17 protein-coding genes are annotated in these 20,707 nt (G+C 30.6%); 16 read left to right on the plus strand and 1 reads right to left on the minus strand.

Features of this window, described 5'->3' with window-relative positions; genetic code table 11:
* Positions 1–180: 180 nt before the first annotated feature.
* From LXN10_RS06415 to LXN10_RS06425, 3 genes are read left to right on the plus strand one after another with little or no spacing between them, the layout of a single operon-like run.
* Entirely contained in the window at positions 181–1,347 is a 1,167-nt protein-coding gene (locus LXN10_RS06415) for an efflux RND transporter periplasmic adaptor subunit (RefSeq protein ID WP_375725039.1), read from the plus strand.
* Positions 1,344–4,475: an efflux RND transporter permease subunit gene (locus tag LXN10_RS06420; RefSeq protein WP_434056571.1), complete on the plus strand. Its 3,132-nt coding sequence runs from the start codon at positions 1,344–1,346 to the stop codon at positions 4,473–4,475. The genes LXN10_RS06415 and LXN10_RS06420 overlap by 4 nt, the downstream gene beginning before the upstream one ends.
* The gene (locus tag LXN10_RS06425) at positions 4,472–5,896 is read left to right on the plus strand and encodes an efflux transporter outer membrane subunit (protein WP_375725041.1); all 1,425 of its coding nucleotides are present in this window, start codon (positions 4,472–4,474) and stop codon (positions 5,894–5,896) included. Before LXN10_RS06420 ends, LXN10_RS06425 begins: the two co-directional genes overlap by 4 nt.
* Here the strand turns inward: LXN10_RS06425 and LXN10_RS06430 are convergent, their stop codons facing one another.
* The gene (locus LXN10_RS06430) at positions 5,897–6,223 is read right to left on the minus strand and encodes a cupin domain-containing protein (protein ID WP_375725042.1); all 327 of its coding nucleotides are present in this window, start codon (positions 6,221–6,223) and stop codon (positions 5,897–5,899) included.
* A 214-nt stretch (positions 6,224–6,437) separates the two neighbouring features.
* Here LXN10_RS06430 and LXN10_RS06435 point away from each other — a divergent pair, with 214 nt between their 5' ends.
* The 13 genes from LXN10_RS06435 to LXN10_RS06495 all read left to right on the plus strand — a co-directional run bounded on the left by LXN10_RS06435 (position 6,438) and on the right by LXN10_RS06495 (position 20,702).
* Positions 6,438–7,706 carry an O-acetylhomoserine aminocarboxypropyltransferase/cysteine synthase family protein gene (locus LXN10_RS06435; protein ID WP_375725043.1) on the plus strand — a complete coding sequence of 423 codons (1,269 nt, stop codon included), beginning with the start codon at positions 6,438–6,440 and terminating at the stop codon, positions 7,704–7,706.
* A gap of 10 nt (positions 7,707–7,716) precedes the next feature.
* Positions 7,717–8,130: an RrF2 family transcriptional regulator gene (locus LXN10_RS06440; protein WP_375725044.1), complete on the plus strand. Its 414-nt coding sequence runs from the start codon at positions 7,717–7,719 to the stop codon at positions 8,128–8,130.
* A 73-nt stretch (positions 8,131–8,203) separates the two neighbouring features.
* Positions 8,204–9,133, plus strand: a complete 930-nt coding sequence (cysK, locus tag LXN10_RS06445) for a cysteine synthase A (protein WP_375725045.1) — start codon at positions 8,204–8,206, stop codon at positions 9,131–9,133.
* A gap of 14 nt (positions 9,134–9,147) precedes the next feature.
* The gene (locus tag LXN10_RS06450) at positions 9,148–9,372 is read left to right on the plus strand and encodes a DUF2061 domain-containing protein (RefSeq protein WP_129101507.1); all 225 of its coding nucleotides are present in this window, start codon (positions 9,148–9,150) and stop codon (positions 9,370–9,372) included.
* A gap of 8 nt (positions 9,373–9,380) precedes the next feature.
* Positions 9,381–10,082, plus strand: coding sequence for a phosphoadenylyl-sulfate reductase (locus tag LXN10_RS06455; RefSeq protein WP_375725046.1), 702 nt, complete (start codon positions 9,381–9,383; stop codon positions 10,080–10,082).
* 21 nt (positions 10,083–10,103) lie between these two features.
* Positions 10,104–11,015: a sulfate adenylyltransferase subunit CysD gene (cysD, locus tag LXN10_RS06460; RefSeq protein WP_375725047.1), complete on the plus strand. Its 912-nt coding sequence runs from the start codon at positions 10,104–10,106 to the stop codon at positions 11,013–11,015.
* A 1-nt stretch (position 11,016) separates the two neighbouring features.
* The gene (cysN, locus tag LXN10_RS06465) at positions 11,017–12,477 is read left to right on the plus strand and encodes a sulfate adenylyltransferase subunit CysN (RefSeq protein ID WP_375725048.1); all 1,461 of its coding nucleotides are present in this window, start codon (positions 11,017–11,019) and stop codon (positions 12,475–12,477) included.
* A gap of 25 nt (positions 12,478–12,502) precedes the next feature.
* Positions 12,503–14,092 carry a nitrite/sulfite reductase gene (locus LXN10_RS06470; RefSeq protein WP_375725049.1) on the plus strand — a complete coding sequence of 530 codons (1,590 nt, stop codon included), beginning with the start codon at positions 12,503–12,505 and terminating at the stop codon, positions 14,090–14,092.
* The gene (locus LXN10_RS06475; RefSeq protein ID WP_375725050.1) at positions 14,061–15,362 is read left to right on the plus strand and encodes an aminotransferase class V-fold PLP-dependent enzyme; all 1,302 of its coding nucleotides are present in this window, start codon (positions 14,061–14,063) and stop codon (positions 15,360–15,362) included. The genes LXN10_RS06470 and LXN10_RS06475 overlap by 32 nt, the downstream gene beginning before the upstream one ends.
* Positions 15,363–15,455: 93 nt before the next feature.
* Positions 15,456–17,270, plus strand: a complete 1,815-nt coding sequence (locus LXN10_RS06480) for a PhoX family protein (protein WP_375725051.1) — start codon at positions 15,456–15,458, stop codon at positions 17,268–17,270.
* A gap of 8 nt (positions 17,271–17,278) precedes the next feature.
* Positions 17,279–18,955, plus strand: coding sequence for a hypothetical protein (locus LXN10_RS06485; RefSeq protein WP_375725052.1), 1,677 nt, complete (start codon positions 17,279–17,281; stop codon positions 18,953–18,955).
* 76 nt (positions 18,956–19,031) lie between these two features.
* A complete protein-coding gene (locus LXN10_RS06490) occupies positions 19,032–20,147 on the plus strand; it encodes a metallophosphoesterase (RefSeq protein ID WP_375725053.1) in 1,116 nt (371 codons plus the stop codon).
* A 168-nt stretch (positions 20,148–20,315) separates the two neighbouring features.
* Positions 20,316–20,702, plus strand: a complete 387-nt coding sequence (locus LXN10_RS06495; RefSeq protein ID WP_375725054.1) for a PAS domain-containing protein — start codon at positions 20,316–20,318, stop codon at positions 20,700–20,702.
* Positions 20,703–20,707 lie beyond the last annotated feature (5 nt).

Below are 20,707 nucleotides of genomic sequence, written 5' to 3' on the forward strand. Positions count from 1 at the left end.
GATTATACACTTTTTATGTTTTGAGTTTATTCAATCAAAGGGGCATAACTCTTTTTTAAATAAGATTTGGAAAAGTTTAGTTATTTTTTGTTATGCCTATTACTCTTAAATTAACTTTTTGTTAAGATTTTATTAAAAAAATATGATAATATATATAATATAAAATTGAGGAATAAATTATTGAATAATTACATTAAAAAAAGTTATTTCTTTATTAGTTTAATCGGGATAATCACTATTTTTAGTGCTTGTTCTGAACAATCTGAAAAGAAAGCACCACCAAAAAGATTAGCCGAAGCTGGAACATATACAATAACTCAACAAGAAGTAACACTACAACAAAAACTTTCAGGAAGAACCGTTATTGCCTTAAATTCAGAAATTCGTCCTCAAATTGGAGGGATAATTGAGCGTCGATTATTTAAAGAGGGTTCATTTGTAAAAAAAGGTGATGTTTTATATAAAGTAGTTGCATCAAGTTATGAAGCTACATACAACCAAACCAAAGCAGCTTATGAGAATGTCTTAGCAAATGTAAAAGCAGCAAAATTAAAAGATGAAAGATACGAAGATTTATTAAAAATTGATGGTGTTTCAAAGCAAGATTATGAAGATGCACATGTTGCATACTTACAAGCATTGGCAAGTGTAGCAGAAAAAAAAGCAGCTATGCAAAGTGCAAAGATTGATTTAGAGCATACTCAAATTAAGTCTCCTATTTCTGGGCATATTGGAGTATCAAGTGTAACAGAAGGTGCCCTTGTAACTGCCCAACAAACAACAGCACTTGCTAGTGTTAAATCACTTGATCCAATTTATGTAGACTTTACTCAATCAAGTGTACAAATGTTAAATTTACGAAAACTTTTAAAACAAAAAGATATGAAAAAAGGGAATACAACTGTTAGTTTAAAACTTGAAGATGGTTCAATTTATGAAAACAAAGGTGAATTGAAACTTCAAGAATTATCAGTAGATGAATCAACTGGTTCAGTTACCCTAAGAGCACAATTTCCAAATCCAAAAAATATATTATTACCAGGAATGTATGTAAATATTATTATAAATGAAGCTATTAATTCAAAAGCTATTTTAGTACCACAACAAGGTATTACTTTTAATGCAAGAGGAAATGCAACTGCAATGGTAGTAAATAAGAACAGTGAAGTCGAAAAAAAGGATGTTGTAACACAAAAAGCTATCAATAATTTTTGGCTTATAAAAGAGGGATTTAAAGTAGGAGATCATTTAATTGTTGAAGGTCTAAATAAAATTAAAGTTGGTGATAAAGTTAAAGACATAGATGTATCATCAAAATTTAAATTTGATAATTCAGAAATAGAATAATGGGTGCTTTTTTTATAAATAGGCCCATTTTTGCATGGGTTATCTCAATCATCATTATGTTAGCAGGATTAGGTTCTATTTACAATCTTCCTGTGGCACAATATCCAGATATAGCACCTCCTACCATTAGAATTTCTGCAACTTATACAGGGGCAGATGCTGAGACTGTCGAAAATAGTGTTACTCAATTATTAGAACAACAATTAACAGGACTAGATAGTTTATTATACTTTTCCTCTTCAAGTGATTCTTCAGGAGGAGTTTCAATAAATGTATCTTTTGAACAAGGAACAGACCCAGATATAGCTCAAGTCCAAGTTCAAAATAAGATTTCCCAAGTAATAACTAGACTACCAAGTTCAGTACAAGAACAAGGGGTAAATGTAACTAAGTCACAATCAGATTACTTGATGATTGCTGCTTTGTATGATGAGACAGATAAAGCAACAGGTTCTGATATCTCTGATTATTTAGTTAGTAATATACAAGATTCAATAGCAAGAGTTGAAGGAGTTGGGAGTATTAGAGTTTTTGGTTCTCAATATGCAATGCGTATTTGGTTAGACCCATCAAAACTTTTAGCATATAAACTTATGCCTTCAGATATATCAACAGCTATAAAAAATCAAAATGTTCAAGTTTCAGCAGGAAACATAGGAGCTATGCCTACTTTAGCAAATCAAGAATTAAATGCAACAGTTACTGCTGAATCTAAATTACAAACTCCCCAACAGTTTAAAGATATAATTATAAAAAATGATAAAAATGGAGCTTTAGTTCGTCTTTCAGATGTGGCAAGGGTTGAAATAGGAAATGAATCATATAGGACTATTCCAAGATTAAATAGACACCCCGCTTCAGGACTTGCAGTTATGTTATCATCAGGAGCAAATGCACTATCAACGGCAGAAAGAGTCCGTGAAGTTTTAGCTTCTTTACAGCGTAATATGCCTGAAGGATATAAAATAGCATATCCAGTAGATAGTACTAAGTTTATTAGTATCTCTATAAATGAAGTTGTGAAGACTTTAATAGAAGCTATAGTACTTGTTGTACTTGTTGTTTTTCTATTTTTACAAAATTGGAGAGCTACAATTATTCCAGCAATTGCTGTTCCCGTTGTACTTTTAGGAACCTTTGGAGTTCTTCAAGTTTTTGGATACTCAATAAATACTTTAACAATGTTTGGAATGGTTTTATCCATTGGTTTACTTGTTGATGATGCCATTGTTGTAATTGAAAATGTTGAAAGGATTATGAGAGAGAAGGGTCTTTCTGCTCATGATGCTACAGTAGAATCAATGAAAGAAGTAAGCACTGTATTAATAGGAATTGCTGTTGTTCTTTCTGCTGTTTTCTTACCTATGGCATTTTTTGATGGCTCAACAGGTGTTATTTATAGACAATTTTCTATTACGATTGTCTCTTCTATGATTTTATCTGTTGTTGTTGCTTTAACTCTAACACCTGCCTTATGTGCTTCCTTATTAAACTCAAATCACCTAGATAAAGAAACAGGTTTTTTCCATTGGTTTAATAATACTTTTGAATCAATTACTAAAAAATATTCAAAAAAAGTTTTTAATATATTAAATAAACCCAAAAGATGGATGTTCTTATATACCATAATACTAGTAGCTATGGCATATTTAACATATAAACTTCCTACTAGTTTTTTGCCCCTAGAAGACCAAGGTAAAGTTATGGCTCAAATTTCTTTGCCACAAGGTGCTTCTATAAAAAGAACTAATGAGATAGCAAAAGAACTTGAAGATTATTTTCTGGATACAGAAAAAGATAATACAAAAGCTATTTTTACAATCTCAGGATTTAACTTTAGTGGAAGTGGACAAAATGCTGGATTAGCATTTCTTTCATTAAAAGATTGGGAAGATAGAGAAGATAGTGCAGGTACAATAGTAAATCGTACAAATAAAAATCTATCTACAATAAGAGATGCTAAGATTTTTGCTTTAAATCCTCCTTCAATAAGAGGATTAGGAAATACAAATGGTTTCACTTTTCAACTTCAAGCAAATGCTGGTACATCTAGAGATACTTTAAAACAAATGAGAGATACTCTTTTAAGTAAGGCTTCAAAAGATCCTATGCTTACAGGAGTTAGACTTGGAAGTATGTCTGAGACTTCTCAGCTACATATAGATATTGACCATGAAAAAGCTGTCTCTTTAGGTCTTAGATTACCTGATATTAACTCAACACTAAATGCTGCATGGGCAGGAAGTTATGTAAATGACTTTATTGATAGAGGTCGAGTTAAAAAAGTATATATCCAAGGTGATGCACAATTTCGTTCTGCCCCTGATGACATTAATAAATGGTATGTAAGGGGTAGTGATGGAGAGAGTATGAGTTCCTTTTCAAATTTTGCAAAGACAACTTGGACTTATGGGCCAGAGAGTCTATCTAGATACAATGGATTAGCTGCTTATGAGATACAAGGGGCAGGTAAGGAAGGCGTAAGTTCAGGAGATGCTATGAATGAGATGTCAAAACTAGCAAAAGAGCTTCCAAAGGGTTCTAGTTTTGCATGGAGTGGATTATCATATCAAGAGTATAAATCAAGTGGACAAAGTGCATTTTTATACTCAGTATCTATTTTATTTGTTTTCCTATGTCTTGCAGCCCTTTATGAGAGTTGGTCTATTCCTTTTTCTGTTTTATTAGTTCTTCCATTAGGGATAATTGGTGCTGTAGCAATTACTTCAATTAGAGGATTAGAAAATGATGTTTATTTTCAAGTTGCCCTATTAACAGTAATTGGATTATCCTCTAAAAATGCAATTATGATTGTAGAATTTGTCGAAGCTGCATATAAAAATGGTAACTCCTTATTAGATGCAGCAGTAGAAGGGGCAAGATTAAGATTTAGACCTATCTTAATGACTTCTTTAGCTTTCGTTGTTGGTGTTTTACCTCTTGCACTTTCAACAGGTGCTGGTGCAAATAGTAGAATCGCAATAGGGACAGGAATTGTGGGAGGAACGCTTAGTGCTACAATTCTTGGAGTATTTATGATTCCACTATTTTATGTTTTAATTAGTTCAATATTTAGAAGAGACAAAAAAGTAAATGCAAAAACAATTGAAAAAGGAGAGAATAAATGATAACAAATAAAATAATTCATATATCTATCTCTTTTGCTTTATCAATTTTTCTTAGTGCTTGTAGCCTAATAGATTCAAAATATGAGCAACCAACAGCTCCTATGCCAACAAATTGGCCAAAAGGTGAAGCATACAAAGAACAACTAAATCCAAATATAAATGAAACTCTTGTATGGGAAAATATGATTTTAGATGAAAAACTTAAAGAAGTTATTAAAATAGCACTTAAACAAAATCGTTCAATAAAAGAATCAATAGCAAATATACAATCAGCAAGAGCAAAATATAATGTACAACATGCAGGTGAATTTCCCTCAATTGATGCGGGAGTTTCTGGTTCTAAAGCTCGTTCATTAAACAGTTCAAATACTAGTAAAGACACATCAAGTATCTCTGAGAATTATAAGGCAACTGTGGGTTTAAGTTCTTATGAGTTGGACTTTTTTGGCAAGGCGAGGAATTTATCTAAAGTAGATTTTGAAAGTTATTTATCTATTAAAGAAGCCCAAAGAGTAACAAAAATTACAACTATTGCAGAAGTTACAAATGCTTGGCTAACAATGGCTGCAGATAAGAGTTTACTAGATTTTGCAAAAGAGACTTTAAATAGTAGTAAAAAAAGTTTGGACATTATTCAACAAAGAGTAAACCTAGGTGTGGATTCAAAAGTTACTCTTTATAATGTTCAAACAGTATATTACCAAGCACTTTCAGATATAGAAAAATATAAAACTCAAGTTGCACAAGACCTAAATGCCCTTAATTTATTAGTAGGCCAAAATGTTAAAGAAGAGTTACTTCCTTCTTCATTAGATGAAAACAAAGAGTATTTAGCAACTATTCCAGTTGGTTTATCTTCTAAAGTTTTATTAAATCGTCCAGATATTTTACAGGCTGAACATGATTTAAAAGCTGCAAATGCAAATATTAGTGTTGCAAGAGCTGCTTATTTTCCATCTATTTCTATTACAACAAATGCTGGAATTGCAAGCAGTGCTTTAAATAATCTTTTCACAGGAGGAGCTGCTTCTATTTGGTCATTTGTTCCAAGTATCTCTTTGCCAATTTTTGATTGGGGCTCAAAAGGAGCTTCTTTGGATTATGCTAAGTCTCAAAGAAATCTTTACATAGCAAAATATGAACTTGCAATTCAAACTGCTTTTAAAGAAGTTTCAGATGCCCTTGCGAGATATGGAACAATTGAGAATCAATTGGATGCACAAAAAAACTTAGTAGCTGCCTCAAAGAATAGTTTTTTTCTTTCTCAAAGAAGATATAAATCAGGTATTGATACTTATTTAAATGCTTTAACATCACAAAGAAACTTATATAATGTAGAACAAAATTTAATCTCTTTGCGTTTAGCTAAAATCAATAATCGTGTAACTTTGTATAGAGTTTTAGCTAATGATGATAATTAATTAAGAGTTATAATAGAAAATAGCTAGCCAAATTGTCGGCTGGCTTATAGAAGTATATTTTATTCTATGTTTTTCCCTTGCTTTTATATCCAAAAAATCACCTTTTTTTAATTGTACTTCTCTTTTATCTTCAAATTCAAGAATAGCATCACCTTCTAAAAGTAATATAAACTCATTTTCATCTTGCTCATACCAAAAATTATCTTCACTTTTTTGTCCATTTGAAACAATTCTTTCAACTCTAACGCTTTTTTCTCTTAACAAAGTAATATATTCTTCATTATTTTTATCAACATTAACTTTATCAAATATATTTTTTTTCTTCATTTTTTCCTCTTTTTACAATTCATATAAAATTAGTCTAGATTAATCTTATATGAATTTAAACATTTAGAACAAGATAAAATACCTATTATATAGCTATTTATTAAGATTATATATACTTGAGTATATTAATCTATATTAAATCACTTGACATTAAATAAAAAATATATTACAATTTCACATATAGATTTAATATGATATACAAAAAGGAATAAATATGCAACAAGACACTATTGCAGTTCACGCAGGTTATAATAAAAAAGAGGGCTGGGGTACAATGAATGTTCCTATTGCTCAAACTACAGCTTTTGCATTTAGAGATGCAGAACATGCAGCTAATTTATTTGCCCTTAAAGAGTTAGGGTCAATTTATACAAGACTTACAAATCCTACTACTGATGTATTAGAACAAAGATTTGCACAATTAGAAGGTGGGGCAGCTGCTCTTTGTGTAGCTTCTGGACAAAGTGCGATTTTTTATGCTATTGCAAATGTGGCAAGTGCAGGAGATAATATCATTATCTCTGATAAATTATATGGTGGAGCAGTTACGCTTTTAACTCATACTCTTAAAAGATTTGGTATAGAAGCTAGAGTATTTAAAGTAGCTGATGCTTCTAATTTAGAAGAGCAAATTGATGATAAAACAAAAGCAATCTTTTTTGAATCATTATCTAATCCTCAAATAGCTGTTGCAGATGTTGAAGGAATAGTTTCTATTGCTAAAAGAAAAGGTGTTTTAACTGTTTGTGATAATACAGTTGCAAGTGCAGCTTTATTTAACCCAATCAAATGGGGAGTTGATATAGTAGTTCACTCAACTTCAAAATATACAAATGGACAAGGTAGTGCTATTGGTGGAATCATTGTTGAAAGAGATGGCTTAGCAGAATTTTTTAAAGAAAATGCTTCTAAATATACAGAATTTACACAAGCTGATGAATCATACCATGGTTTAGTTTATGTGGATGTTCCTCTTCCAAACTTTTGTTTAAGAGCTAGATTATCATTACTTAGAGATTTTGGTGCAGCACAATCTCCACATAACTCTTGGATACTACTTCAAACTTTAGAGACTCTAAGTTTAAGAATGGATAAACACTCAAGCAGTACTTTAGAAGTTGCAAAATTCTTAGAATCACACCCAAAAGTTAAATCAGTAAATTATCCAGGATTAGAGTCAAATGCTGATTATAAAAAAGCACAAAAATATTTCAAAGATGGAAAATCATCTGGATTATTATCTTTTGAAGTTGAGTCTTATGAAGAAGCTAAAAGAATAATTGATAGCGCAAAACTATTTTCAGTTGTGGTAAATATTGGTGATTCTAAATCACTAATTGTACACCCAGCTTCTACAACTCATTCACAAATGAATGAAGAAGAGTTGTTAAAAGCGGGTGTTAATCCTTCAACTGTTAGGCTTTCTATTGGATTAGAAGATCCAATTGATTTAATTGAAGATTTAACTCAAGCGTTAAACTAAAGATGAGATTATGGCTTTAATCTCCTCAAAAGGTGTGTATGGACTTGCTGCCATGCATGAATTGTTACAAAATGAAGAGAACAAACCAATGCAAAGTAGAGAAATATCAGCAAGAGCTGATATTCCTCAAAGTTATTTAGAACAACTTCTAGGAAAACTTAAACACGCTGGATTGGTTATAAGTACAAGAGGTTCAAAAGGTGGCTACATGTTAGCTAGAGATGCAAAAGATATACTTGTAAAAGATATTATTATTGCTTTGGAAGATGATATAAAAATCATCGATACAAAAAGTAATAATCCTATTTTAAATATATTTTTTGATGAAACAAAAGAAAAAACAAAAAAACTATTTAACTTGTCACTGAAAGATTTAAAACAGTATCAAGATAAATATAATCAATATTTACACTATAGTATTTAAGTGAAAGTTGCTTCTAGAAGAAGTTTTAAAATAAAAGTTCAAATTAATATTTGAATCAATAAAAGGAGAAAAAATGAAATATGCAAATGATGTAACAGAATTAATTGGAAATACACCACTAGTAAAATTAAAAAAAGCAAGTGTAAATGGAACAACAGTATTAGGTAAATGTGAATTTATGAACCCTACTCATTCAGTAAAAGATAGAATCGGATTTAACATGGTTAATGAAGCAATTAAATCTGGAAAAATCACTGAAGGTACAACTGTAATTGAGCCAACAAGTGGAAATACTGGTATTGCATTAGCTAGCGTTTGTGCAGCTAAAGGAATCAAACTAATTCTTACTATGCCTTCAAGCATGAGTATTGAAAGAAGAAAACTTTTAAAAGCACTTGGTGCTCAAATTGTATTAACAGAGCCTGAAAAAGGTATGAAAGGTGCAGTTGAGAAAGCTAATGAATTAAGTGAATCACTTGATAATTCAATTGTATTACAACAATTTGCAAATGAAGCAAATCCAGATATTCATAGAAAAACTACAGCATTAGAAATCTTAAGAGATACAGATGATAAAGTTGATGTATTAGTTATTGCAATTGGAACTGGTGGAAGTATTACAGGTATTTCAGAAGTTGTTAAAGCTAAAAATCCAAATGTAAAAGTAATAGCTGTTGAACCTACTGATTCTCCAGTACTTTCAGGTGGTAACCCTGGTCCTCATAAAATTCAAGGTATTGGTGCTGGATTTGTTCCTGCTGTATTAAATACAAAAATCTATGATGAAATTATCACTGTATCAAATGACGATGCAATGGAAACTGCTAGAAACTTAGCAAAAGACGAGGGACTTCTTGTAGGTATTAGTGCAGGGGCAAATGTATATGCTTCAACTGTTCTTGCGCAAAGAGAAGAGTATAAAGGTAAAACAATAGTTACTATTCTTTGTGATACAGGTGAAAGATATTTAAGTACTCCTTTATATCAATTAGATGATGAATAGGACTAAATAAAGAAATGGCAGAAAAGGCTTATAGATCTATTGTTAAAACTATTTCATGGAGAACAGTAGGAACTTTAGACACAATGATTATCTCATATTTTATTACAGGCGACCTTGTTATGGCCGCCTCTATAGGTTCTATTGAAGTTTTTACGAAAATGATTCTATATTATTTTCACGAAAGGGCTTGGAATAAAATCTCTTTTGGGAAAGTAAAAGAGCCAGATTATCAGATTTAGGAAAGAAAATGATAGATGTAGTAGAAGAATTAAACAAAAAATTAGAAGATAGTAGCGCTGAAGAGATTTTAAAATTTTTTATGAATGAATACAAAAATGAAGCAGCATTATCTTCTAGTTTTGGAGCAGAAGACCAAGTTCTAACTCATATGATGTTAAAACTTGACAAAGGTGCAAATATATTTACACTAGATACGGGAAGACTTCCATATGAAACATATAATGTTATGGATAGTACAAATTTAAAATATAATATAAAAGTAAATGTTTTTTTTCCTAACAATGAAAATGTAGAAGAACTTTATAAAAGCCATGGAATAAATGGTTTTTATGAATCTATAGATAATAGAAAATCATGCTGTAATATAAGAAAAATTGAACCACTTAAAAGAGCATTGAAGCCATTAAAAGTTTGGATTACAGGTTTAAGAGCATCACAAAGTGTTACAAGAGTTGAGATGCCATTAGTTGAATGGGATGATAATTTTCAAGTAATAAAAGTAAACCCTCTTATATCTTGGAGCGAAGAAGATGTATGGAAATTTATAAAAGAAAACAAAATTCCATACAATAAACTTCATGACCAAGGTTATCCAAGTATTGGATGTGCACCATGTACAAGGGCTGTAAAAGAAGGTGAAGATATTAGAAGTGGAAGATGGTGGTGGGAAAACCCAGAACATAAAGAGTGTGGATTACACGCAAAATAAAAAAATAAAAAAGAGAAAAAGATGATTAGTGAAGAAAGACTTACACATTTAAAGCAACTAGAAGCTGAATCAATTCATATCATGAGAGAAGTTATAGCAGAGTTTCAAAATCCTGCAATGCTTTACTCTGTAGGAAAAGATTCTTCTGTAATGTTACACATTTTACAAAAAGCTTTTTATCCTGCACCTCCACCACTTCCCTTGGTACATGTTGATACAACATGGAAGTTTAAAGAGATGATAGAATTCAGAGATAGACGGGCAAAAGAGGTTGGAATGGAACTTATTGTTTACTCTAATCCAAAAGGTTTAGAGATGGATATTTCACCTTTTAAACACGGTTCGGCAGTGCACACTGATATTATGAAAACTGAAGGTCTAAAACAAATGCTAGATATCCAAAAATTTGATGCAGTTTTTGGAGGAGCTAGAAGAGATGAAGAAAAATCTCGGGCAAAAGAAAGAATCTACTCATTTAGAGATGAGAATCACAGATGGGATCCAAAAAATCAAAGACCAGAACTTTGGAATGTGTATAATGGAAGACATACAAAAGGTGAATCTATTAGAGTTTTTCCTATATCAAACTGGACAGAGCTTGATGTTTGGCAATATATCTATTTAGAAGGAATTCCTATTCCTGATTTATACTTCTCAAAAGAAAGGGAAGTAGTAGAATATATGGGTACAAAAATCATGGTTGATGATGATAGAATGCCTGAAGAATTACGAAAAACTGCTAAAAAAGAGATGGTTAGATTTAGAACACTTGGTTGTTATCCTTTAACAGGTGCAGTTAATAGTGAAGCAACAACTCTACCTGAGATTATTCAAGAGATGTTAGTTTGTACAACAAGTGAGCGACAAGGAAGACTTATAGATAGTGATGGTGAAGCATCAATGGAGAAGAAAAAACAAGAGGGGTATTTTTAAGATGGCACACCAATCAGATTTAATAGCTGAAAATATTGAACAATATTTAAAAGAGCATGAAAACAAAGAGATACTAAGATTTATAACATGCGGTTCAGTTGATGATGGGAAGAGTACTCTAATTGGAAGATTACTTTATGATTCAAAAATGATTTTTGAAGATCAGTTAGCTGCGATTGAAAAAGATAGTAAAAAGAGCGGAACTACAGGTGATAAGATTGACTTAGCACTTTTAGTTGATGGTCTTGCAAGTGAACGAGAACAAGGTATTACTATTGATGTTGCTTATAGATTTTTCTCAACTGAAAAAAGAAAGTTTATCATAGCAGATACTCCAGGACATGAACAATATACAAGAAACATGGCAACAGGAGCTAGTACTGCAGATGTAGCTATTATCCTAATTGATGCAAGATCTGGTGTGTTAACACAAACAAAAAGACACTCTTATATAGCTTCTCTTCTTGGGATTAAAAACCTCATTGTTGCAATCAATAAAATGGACTTAGTTGATTTTAGCTCGGATAGATTTGAAGAGATTAAAAAAGATTATTCACAAATTATTCATAATCTTCCACATTATGAAGATATTAATTTTGAATATATTCCAATCTCTGCACTTGATGGAGATAATATTCTTACAAATTCACCAAAATGTTCTTGGTATGAGGGTCTGCCTCTTATGCAATTACTAGATACTATTGATATTCATAAAACTGAGAATCATGACTTTAGATTACCTGTTCAGTATGTTTCAAGACCACATTTAAACTTTAGAGGATTTTCTGGGACTATTGCAAGTGGGAAAATTAGTGTAGGTGATGAGATTACTGTATTACCATCAAGAAAAACTTCTGTTGTAAAATCAATTGTTTCAAATGAGATTAAAGATTTAAGACCTATTGGAAAAGATGAAACAGTTGAGACTATACAAACAGCATTTGCTCCAATGGCTACAACGATTACATTAAAAGATGAAATAGATATCAGTCGTGGAGATATGATTGTAAAATCAAGCTCTATTCCTCAAGTATCAAATAAACTTGAAGTGATGGTTGTTTGGATGGATGAGAAAAAGCTTGAACTCAATAGTAATTATATTATTAAAAGAGCAACTTCTGTTATAAATGGTGCCTTTAAATCAATAGAGTATAAAAAGGATATTAATACTTTTGATGAAGTTAAAGCAAATCAATTAGAGTTAAATGATATCGCAAAATGTACACTATCAATAGACAGACAAATTGCAGTTGATCCATATAATGAAAACAGATATACAGGAAGTTTTATTATCATCGATAGATATTCAAATACAACAGTTGGAGCTGGGATGATTGTATCTTCAGTTATGAATGAAGCTACAAATAAAGAAGAGAAGATAAGAGACTATACAAAAGCAGAAGTTGAGCTTAATGCATATATTAGAAATAATTACCCAGAATGGGGATGTAAAGAAATTTAATGGGACATTTTTCAAGGATTAAATAATGGCAAAAGAGAGTGCAGCTCAAAGAGTAGAGCGAATAAAAAAAGAGAAGAACGGCTTAGATGTATTAAAAGATATATATGTCTACGCTGTTTTAGGTGAAGAAGTACATCCAGAAGATATTGATAGATTTAAATGGTATGGACTTTATACTCAAAATAGAAATCTTCAAGCAGAAGATGATCCAACTTTATATTTTATGTTAAGAATAAAATTAGAGAGTGGATCTATGAATTTAGAGCAAATGAGAGAAGTCTCAGCTCTATCAAAAGAGTATGGAAGAGGAACAGCAGATTTTACAACTAGACAAGATATTCAACTGCACTATATTCAAGTAAAAGATTTACCTGAAATATTTAGAAGACTAAATGAAGTTGGATTATCAACAATCTTTGCAGCAGGTGATGTCCCAAGAAATGTAACTACTTGTGCGGTTTCAGGAATTGACCATGATGAGCTTTATGATGTACGACCAATAGTTGAGAAAGTAAATGATTATCTAAGAGGAAATAAAAACCTATCAAACTTACCAAGAAAATATAAAATTGGAATTAGTGCTTGTCATAAACACTGTATGGGACATGAAATCCAAGATTTATCTTTTACAGCAGTTCCATGTGATTGTACTGATAAAATACTTTTTGATGTAAGTGTTGGTGGAGGATTAGCTTCAAATAAACAAATTGCATCTCATATAGGATTTGTAACACCTTCTCAAATCTTACCAATAGTAAAAGCTGTTAGTACAATATATAGAGACCATGGATTAAGAGAAAATAGAAGAAAAGCAAGACTTGGGCATCTAATTGATGAGTGGGGAATTGAAAAATTCAAAGAAGAAGTAATCGCTAGATCAAAAGTTGCCATAAAAGAAGAAAAAATAATGGAGTATACTCCTTATGCAAAAAGAGAACATTTTGGTATTCATGATTCTAAAGAAAAAGCAAAATCATATATAGGTTGTGCTATAAATGGTGGACATATTGGTTCACAAGGATTAGAAGACTTAGCAAATATTCTAGAAAAGCATGGTGCAACAACTATTAAAACTACAACTACACAAAACTTTGTAGTAAAAGATGTACCTACTAAAAGTGCTGAAGAACTTGCCCAAGAGTTAAAAACAATTGGAGTTGATGCTTTTCCAAGTCCTTTTAAAGCAAGAACTCTTTCATGTACAGGGTTAAACTTTTGTAAGTTTGCTATTTCAGAGACTAAAGACAAAGCAATTTCACTTGCAGAGCATTTAGAGAAAAAGTTTCCTGATTTTAAAGAGACAGTCTCTATATCTGTAAATGGTTGTCCAAACTCTTGTGCTCATCCACATGTGGTTGATATAGGTTTACTTGGACTAAAAGTGAAAAATAAAGAAGGAATAACAGTTCCTGGATTTGAGTTAATTTTAGGTGGAAATCTAGAAGGAAGTAAATCTAACTTTGGAGAAAAAGTAAAAATCAAATTTTTACCAGAAGAAGCTGAAGGTATTTTAGAAAATATTATTCAAAAATATATAGCTAGTGGTGAAAATGATCTAAATAAATTTTTAAAAGAGAGAATAAATGACGAAGAATTTGTTTCGTCCCTTCATTAATCAGCATACAGATAAACTTCAATACTTAAAGTATGGAACAATAGGTAAGCACAAAAGTGCTTACTTTGACTATACAGCTTCAGGTTTAGCCTTTAGACCTATTGAGAATCGTATTTATGATATGCTAACAACATATGCAAATACGCACTCAAAAGAGTCAGGAATGGCTAATCAAACAAATACTTATTATGAAGAAGCATTAACTAATCTAAAAAAATCTTTAGATTTAAATGATAAATTTGAAATAATCCCAAGTGGCTGTGGCTCAACTGCTGCTATAAAAAGGTTTCAAGAATTATTGGGACTTTATATTCCACCAGCTACAAAAAAAAGATTGAATATAAATATTGATAAATCAAAACTTCCACTTGTAATTGTAGGTCCTTATGAACACCATTCAAATGAAATAAGCTACAGAGAAGCTATGTGTGAAACAGCCAGAATAGGACTTACAAATGAAGGATTAGTAGATTTAGAAGAACTTGAAAAAGTTTTAAAAGAAAATCAACATAGAGAACTTATTGGTTCATTTTGTGTAGCTTCAAATGTTACTGGAATAGTAACTTGCTATAAAGAAATTTCTAAAATACTTAGACGATATAATGCTATAGTATCCCTTGATGCAGCAGCTTCTTCTTCATATATGAATATTGATTGCAATTATTTTGATGTAATGTATGTATCTCCGCACAAACTTTTAGGAGGTCCTGGATCTTGTGGCTTGCTTATTATAAAAAAAGATTTAATAGACCCTAGCTTATCCCCTACTTTTGCAGGTGGTGGAACAGTTACTTATGTAAATAAATCTACTGTAGAGTATGAGAAAGATTTAAGAGCAAGGGAAACAGCAGGAACTCCTGGAATAATCCAAGTGATAAAAGCAAGTCTTGCTTATCAACTAAGAAATGAAATAGGTTTTGATTTTATTTTGAAAAGAAAAGATGAATTATTGGAATATTTTTTAAAAGAAGTACAAAATATACCAAATATAATCATTTATGGAAATAAAACATCATATAACATTGGAATTGTTTCATTTAATATTAAAGATTTAGACCCTTATAAAATATGCGAAAAAATTTCTACTAATAATGGGATTCAAACTAGAGCTGGATGTTCATGTGCAGGACCATATGGTCATGACTTATTGCACTTTAATAATAAAGATGAATTAAATAAAAAACCCGGATGGATAAGAGTTTCTATTCACTACACTCAAACAAAAGAAGAAATAGATGAGCTAATAAAAGCTCTTAAGAACGCTATCTAATAAAAACAATTTCAAAATATAATTTAATTGTAATTGCTTTGTAACTTATAAAATATAAAATCCTGAATAATGATTCAAATTTAGGAGTAAGATATGAAAAACAAAGTAATTACAGCTTCAGTTATTGCAGCATCTGTTCTATTTTCAGCATGTGCTACAAAATCAAATATGGTTAACTCAACAACTCAACATAGCATCAAGTTCAATGAAGTTCCAGTTCCCTTAACAGATAGTGAAAAAAGAAAGATTGTTGCTTCAAGCCAAATTGAGCTTGATGGACAAAAAACGAATATTGGATATAACACGATTATAAGAAGTGGGGATAAAGTTGGGAATGGTATCTTTGGCCTTTTATATGATAAAGATGGAAATCCAGTAAGAGAAAAAGATGGTTCTTTAAAAATCTCAAACTCAAATGACTTTGCTTCTCTTTTACCAGTAGGTGATAAACTTTTTATGGTATCACACTTTGAAAGTAGACCAGCTGCTATGTATATCACAGAATTAAACCAAGCAAAAGATGGAAAATTAACAGCTGTAAATACTAGAAATATCGATTTTTCTAAAGTAAATGGATTATGGGTTCCATGTGCAGGAAGTGTAACTCCTTGGCATACACATTTAGGTAGTGAAGAGTATGAGCCAGATGCAAGAAAAGTTGCAGCTGATGGTTCAATTGACGATTATTATGCACCAATGGCAGAGTATTTTGGAGGCGATTTAAAATCATTAAATGTTTATGATTATGGTTGGGCTCCTGAGATAACTGTTTTAAATGAAAAAGGTGATGTAAAAGTTGAAAAACATTATGCAATGGGTAGATTTGCACATGAATTAGCTTATGTTATGCCTGATGAAAAAACAGTTTATTTATCAGATGATGGAACAAATGTTGCTTTATATATGTTTGTTGCAGATAAAGCAAAAGATTTAAGTTCTGGTACACTTTATGCTGCAAAATGGGATCAAACAAGTAATGTTGGAGCTGGAAGTGCAAATATAAGATGGGTAAATCTAGGTCATGCAAGTGATGATTATGTAAAAGCTGGATTGGATCAAAAATTAACTTTTAATGATTTATTCGAAACATCTGATTCACCTATAGAAGGATTTACTTCAATAAATACAACAATGGGGCAAGAGTACTTAAAAGTTAAACCAGGTATGGAAAAACTAGCTTCAAGAATGGAATCTAGAAGATATGCAGCAATGAAAGGTGCAACTACTGAATTTAGAAAAATGGAAGGTATCACTTACAATCCAAATGAAAATAAAGTATATCTATCAATCTCTGAAATTGCAAAAGGGATGGAAGATAATATGAAAAGTGGTAAGTCAAATGATAAGTATGACAAAGGTGGGAATAATGACATCAGAGTTAAATATAACAAATGTGGTGCAGTTTATGAGTTAAATCTTGCCTATGCTGATGACATTCAATCTGCAAAAGATGGTTCGTATATTAATTCTAATTATGTTGTAAAGAGTATGACTGGATTAGTTGCAGGTGCAAAAAATAAAGGAACTGGTGATTTAGCAAAAGCAAATAAATGTTCTCTTGATGGATTAGCAAATCCTGACAATATTACTTTTATTCCTAATACAAATACTTTAATAATCGGTGAAGATACAGGTTCTGGACACCAAAATGACTTTATTTGGTCTTATAACTTAGGTGAGAAAAAATTAACTAGAATCTTAACTTCTCCATATGGTTCTGAAACAACTTCTCCATACTATTACAATAATATTGGTGGACATGGTTACTTAATGGCAGTTATCCAACACCCATATGGTGAAGGTGATGCAATTACAAAAGAAGAAGATATGCCATCAACTGCTAAATCAGCGGGTGAAATGAAAGCATACACAGGTTATGTGGGACCACTTCCTGTAATTAGTAAATAAATTCAACCATGCAAAGATTCATATTCTTAATTACAGCACTTTTAAGTGCTGTAATACTTCAAGCAAATAAAGTTGATTTAAAAGACTCTTTTATTCATAATTCAACAGCATATATTACAAGTCAATGTTATACTAAAACTATCCATGATGAAAATCATAATATTTTAAGTAACCCTTGTTTTTCTTGCCACAGTAAAAATAAAATCCCAAATTTTTCTTCTTCTGATGCTGATTTACAAGAAGAGTATGCCTTTCCCTCGCCTGCTTTAAAGAATCCTTGGATAAATTTATTTAAAGATAGAACAAAAGAAGTTAATAAAATATCAGACCAAGAGATTTTAAAATATATAAAAGAAGATAATTATCAAGATAAAAATCACAATATCATCCTTGCTCAAAAGTTAAAAACTATTCCAAAAAACTGGGATGCAAATGATAATGGAAAATGGGATGGATACATTCCTGATTGTTATTTCAATTTTGATAAAGAGGGCTTTGATAGAAAACCAAATGGTAAGATTAGTGGTTGGAGAGCTTTTGCTTATTATCCATTTTTAGGAACTTTTTGGCCAACAAATGGAAGCACTGATGATGTTCTCATTCGTTTACCAGAAACTTTTTGGAAAGATAAAAACGGTAATTTTAATTTAGAAGTTTACAAAATAAATCTTTCTATTGTGGAGAGTTTATTAAAACAAAAAACTATCTTGACAGAAAAAATAGATGAATCAAAATATGGAATAGACTTAAATCAAGATGGGAAATTAGACATTGCAGAAAAAATCGTATTTAAATGGACTACTCCTGATTATGATATTTCAACAAATAAATTAAAAAACTTTTCTATGACTTATGTTGGACTTGCAAAAAAAGAATTACTATCAAACAATATAGAAATAGCACCAGGACTTTATCCAAGGGGCACAGAATTTTTACACTCAGTTAGATATTTAGATATAACAAAAAATTCAAATATAAAAATGTCCTCAAGAATGAAAGAACTAAGATATGCTAAGAAGAAGTATTGGACAAGTTATTCACAACTTCAACAAATAAATGATGAAGAGATAAAAGATGAAAATGACTATCCAGATAGAGTTGAAGAGTACACAGGAAATATTGAAGTTGGACTAAATAATAAAAGAGGTTGGTATTATCAAGGTTTCATTGAAGATGAAAAAGGAAATTTAAGACCACAAAGTCAAGAAGAGACTCTTTTTTGTATAGGTTGCCATAGTAATACAGGCTCTATTGCTGATTCAACTTTTGTTTTCCAAAGAAAATTTGAGAAGGACCCTTTTGCAAATACTTGGTATCATTGGAGCCAAAAAGACTTAAGAAATATTCCAGATAAAAAGCTTCCTAATGAAAAAACAGAATATGCAAGATATTTAGAACTCAATAAAGCAGGTGATGAATTTAGAGCCAATAATGAAATAATCAAAAAATTCTTCAATAAAGATATGAGACTAAAAGAAAATGCCATAGAAAAGCTAAAAAAAGACATCACTTATTTGATTATACCAAGCAAAGAAAGAGCATTAGAACTTAATAAAGCATATAAAGTAATTGTTGATGAACAAAGCTTTATTTATGGAAGAGATGCCCATGTAAAACCAGTAAGTAATGTACATAAAGAAGTGACACAAGACCAATCAACAAAACTTCAAAAAGTTTTAAATTAAAGAAAAGGGGATACTCCTTTTCTTTATTATATAAAGTAATTCAATCTTTATTAATCTTCACAAGTTATAATCCCTCATGAGATTTATAATATTTGCCACAGTTTTTTTATTTGTAATGGGGTTACTAAGTTTTTTTATTTCAAAAAGATTTATTAAAAAATTAGATATTCCCAAAAAATCGAAACTATTCTTAAATATATTTTTACTAATTAATTTTTTAGGCATCATCGCTTATATGGCTTCTAGATACTTAGTTTCTGTACCAAATGACTTATACTTTTTTCTCTCACTTCCTATTGGTGTTATTTTTTTACTTTTTTGTACAACTTTGATGTATGAAGTTCTTTCCCATCTTCCAAAAGTTAGAAAAGATGAAAAGAGAAGAGCTTTTATGAAAAAATCAATTGATTTAGGCTCACTAGCTTTTGCCACATCAATTACTGCAAGAGCCATATATAATGCAAAACAATCTTATATTGAAAATGTATCTGTAAAAATCCCTAATTTAAAAAAACCATATAATGTAGTTCAATTAAGTGATGTACATATTGGAGGGCTAATAGACCAAGATTTTATTAAAAATATTGTGAATAAAGTAAATAAACTAAATCCTGATGCAGTTTTCATAACAGGAGATTTAGTAGATACAAATATGAACTTTGCAAAAGATGCCGTTGATGAACTAAAAAATTTAAAATCAAAATATGGTACATACTATATTGTAGGAAATCATGAGTACTTTCATGGAGTACAAGAGATAATGACATATTTAAAATCAATAGGTATAAGGGTTTTAGAAAATGAAAATGTTTATATTGGTGAAAAAGATAGTGGTTTTAATCTAGCAGGGGTTTATGATCTCTTTGGATATAAAGCTAATAACTTTGCCCCAAATATAAAAAAAGCTTTAGAGAACATGAAAAATTCACCTACTATTCTTTTAGCCCATCAACCAAAATATATCAAGGAACTTGATAAGTTGGATATTGACTTAGTCTTAAGTGGGCACACCCATGGAGGACAAATTGTTCCTTTTAATTTATTAGTTAGACTTGAACAACCATACATTAAAGGTTTACACCAACACAATCCTAAAACCCAAATCTATGTAAGCAAAGGAACAGGTTTCTGGGGTCCACCTATGAGATTGGGTGCTAGCTCTGAAATTACATATTTGAAACTTACTTCTTAATTTACTTTAATCATATATTTTATTCTAAAATGATATTAATAATTAATTTATCATAATAATAATAAATTTATTTACTATTATCTTAAATCAAATTATTACTTTTTGCTATTTACTTGCAACTAAAATATATTATAATATTCTTAAAGTTACTTTCATAAAGGATTACAAATGAGTAATAAAGAAATTTTATTGGACTCAAATTCGTTTATTGTTTCAGAAACTGATGAGATGGGTATTATAAGGTATGCAAATGATGAGTTTTGCGAAGTTAGTGAATATACATTAGAAGAACTTATCGGTAAACCCCACAATTTACTTAGACATAAAGATATGCCAAAAGAAGCATTTGAGGATTTATGGAAAACAATTCAAAATGGAAAGATATGGAAAGGTTTTGTAAAAAACAGAACTAAAAACGATAATTTTTATTGGGTATATTCTACTGTATATCCGCTCACTTTAAGTGATGGTAGCAAAGGCTATATGTCATGTAGGAAAGTCGCATCAAGAGATGAAATTGATAAAGCAATAAAACTTTATAGCACAATGAAATAAGGATA

The sequence above is a fragment of the Arcobacter iocasae genome (assembly GCF_042214795.1).
Classification (GTDB): Bacteria; Campylobacterota; Campylobacteria; order Campylobacterales; family Arcobacteraceae; genus Arcobacter; species Arcobacter iocasae.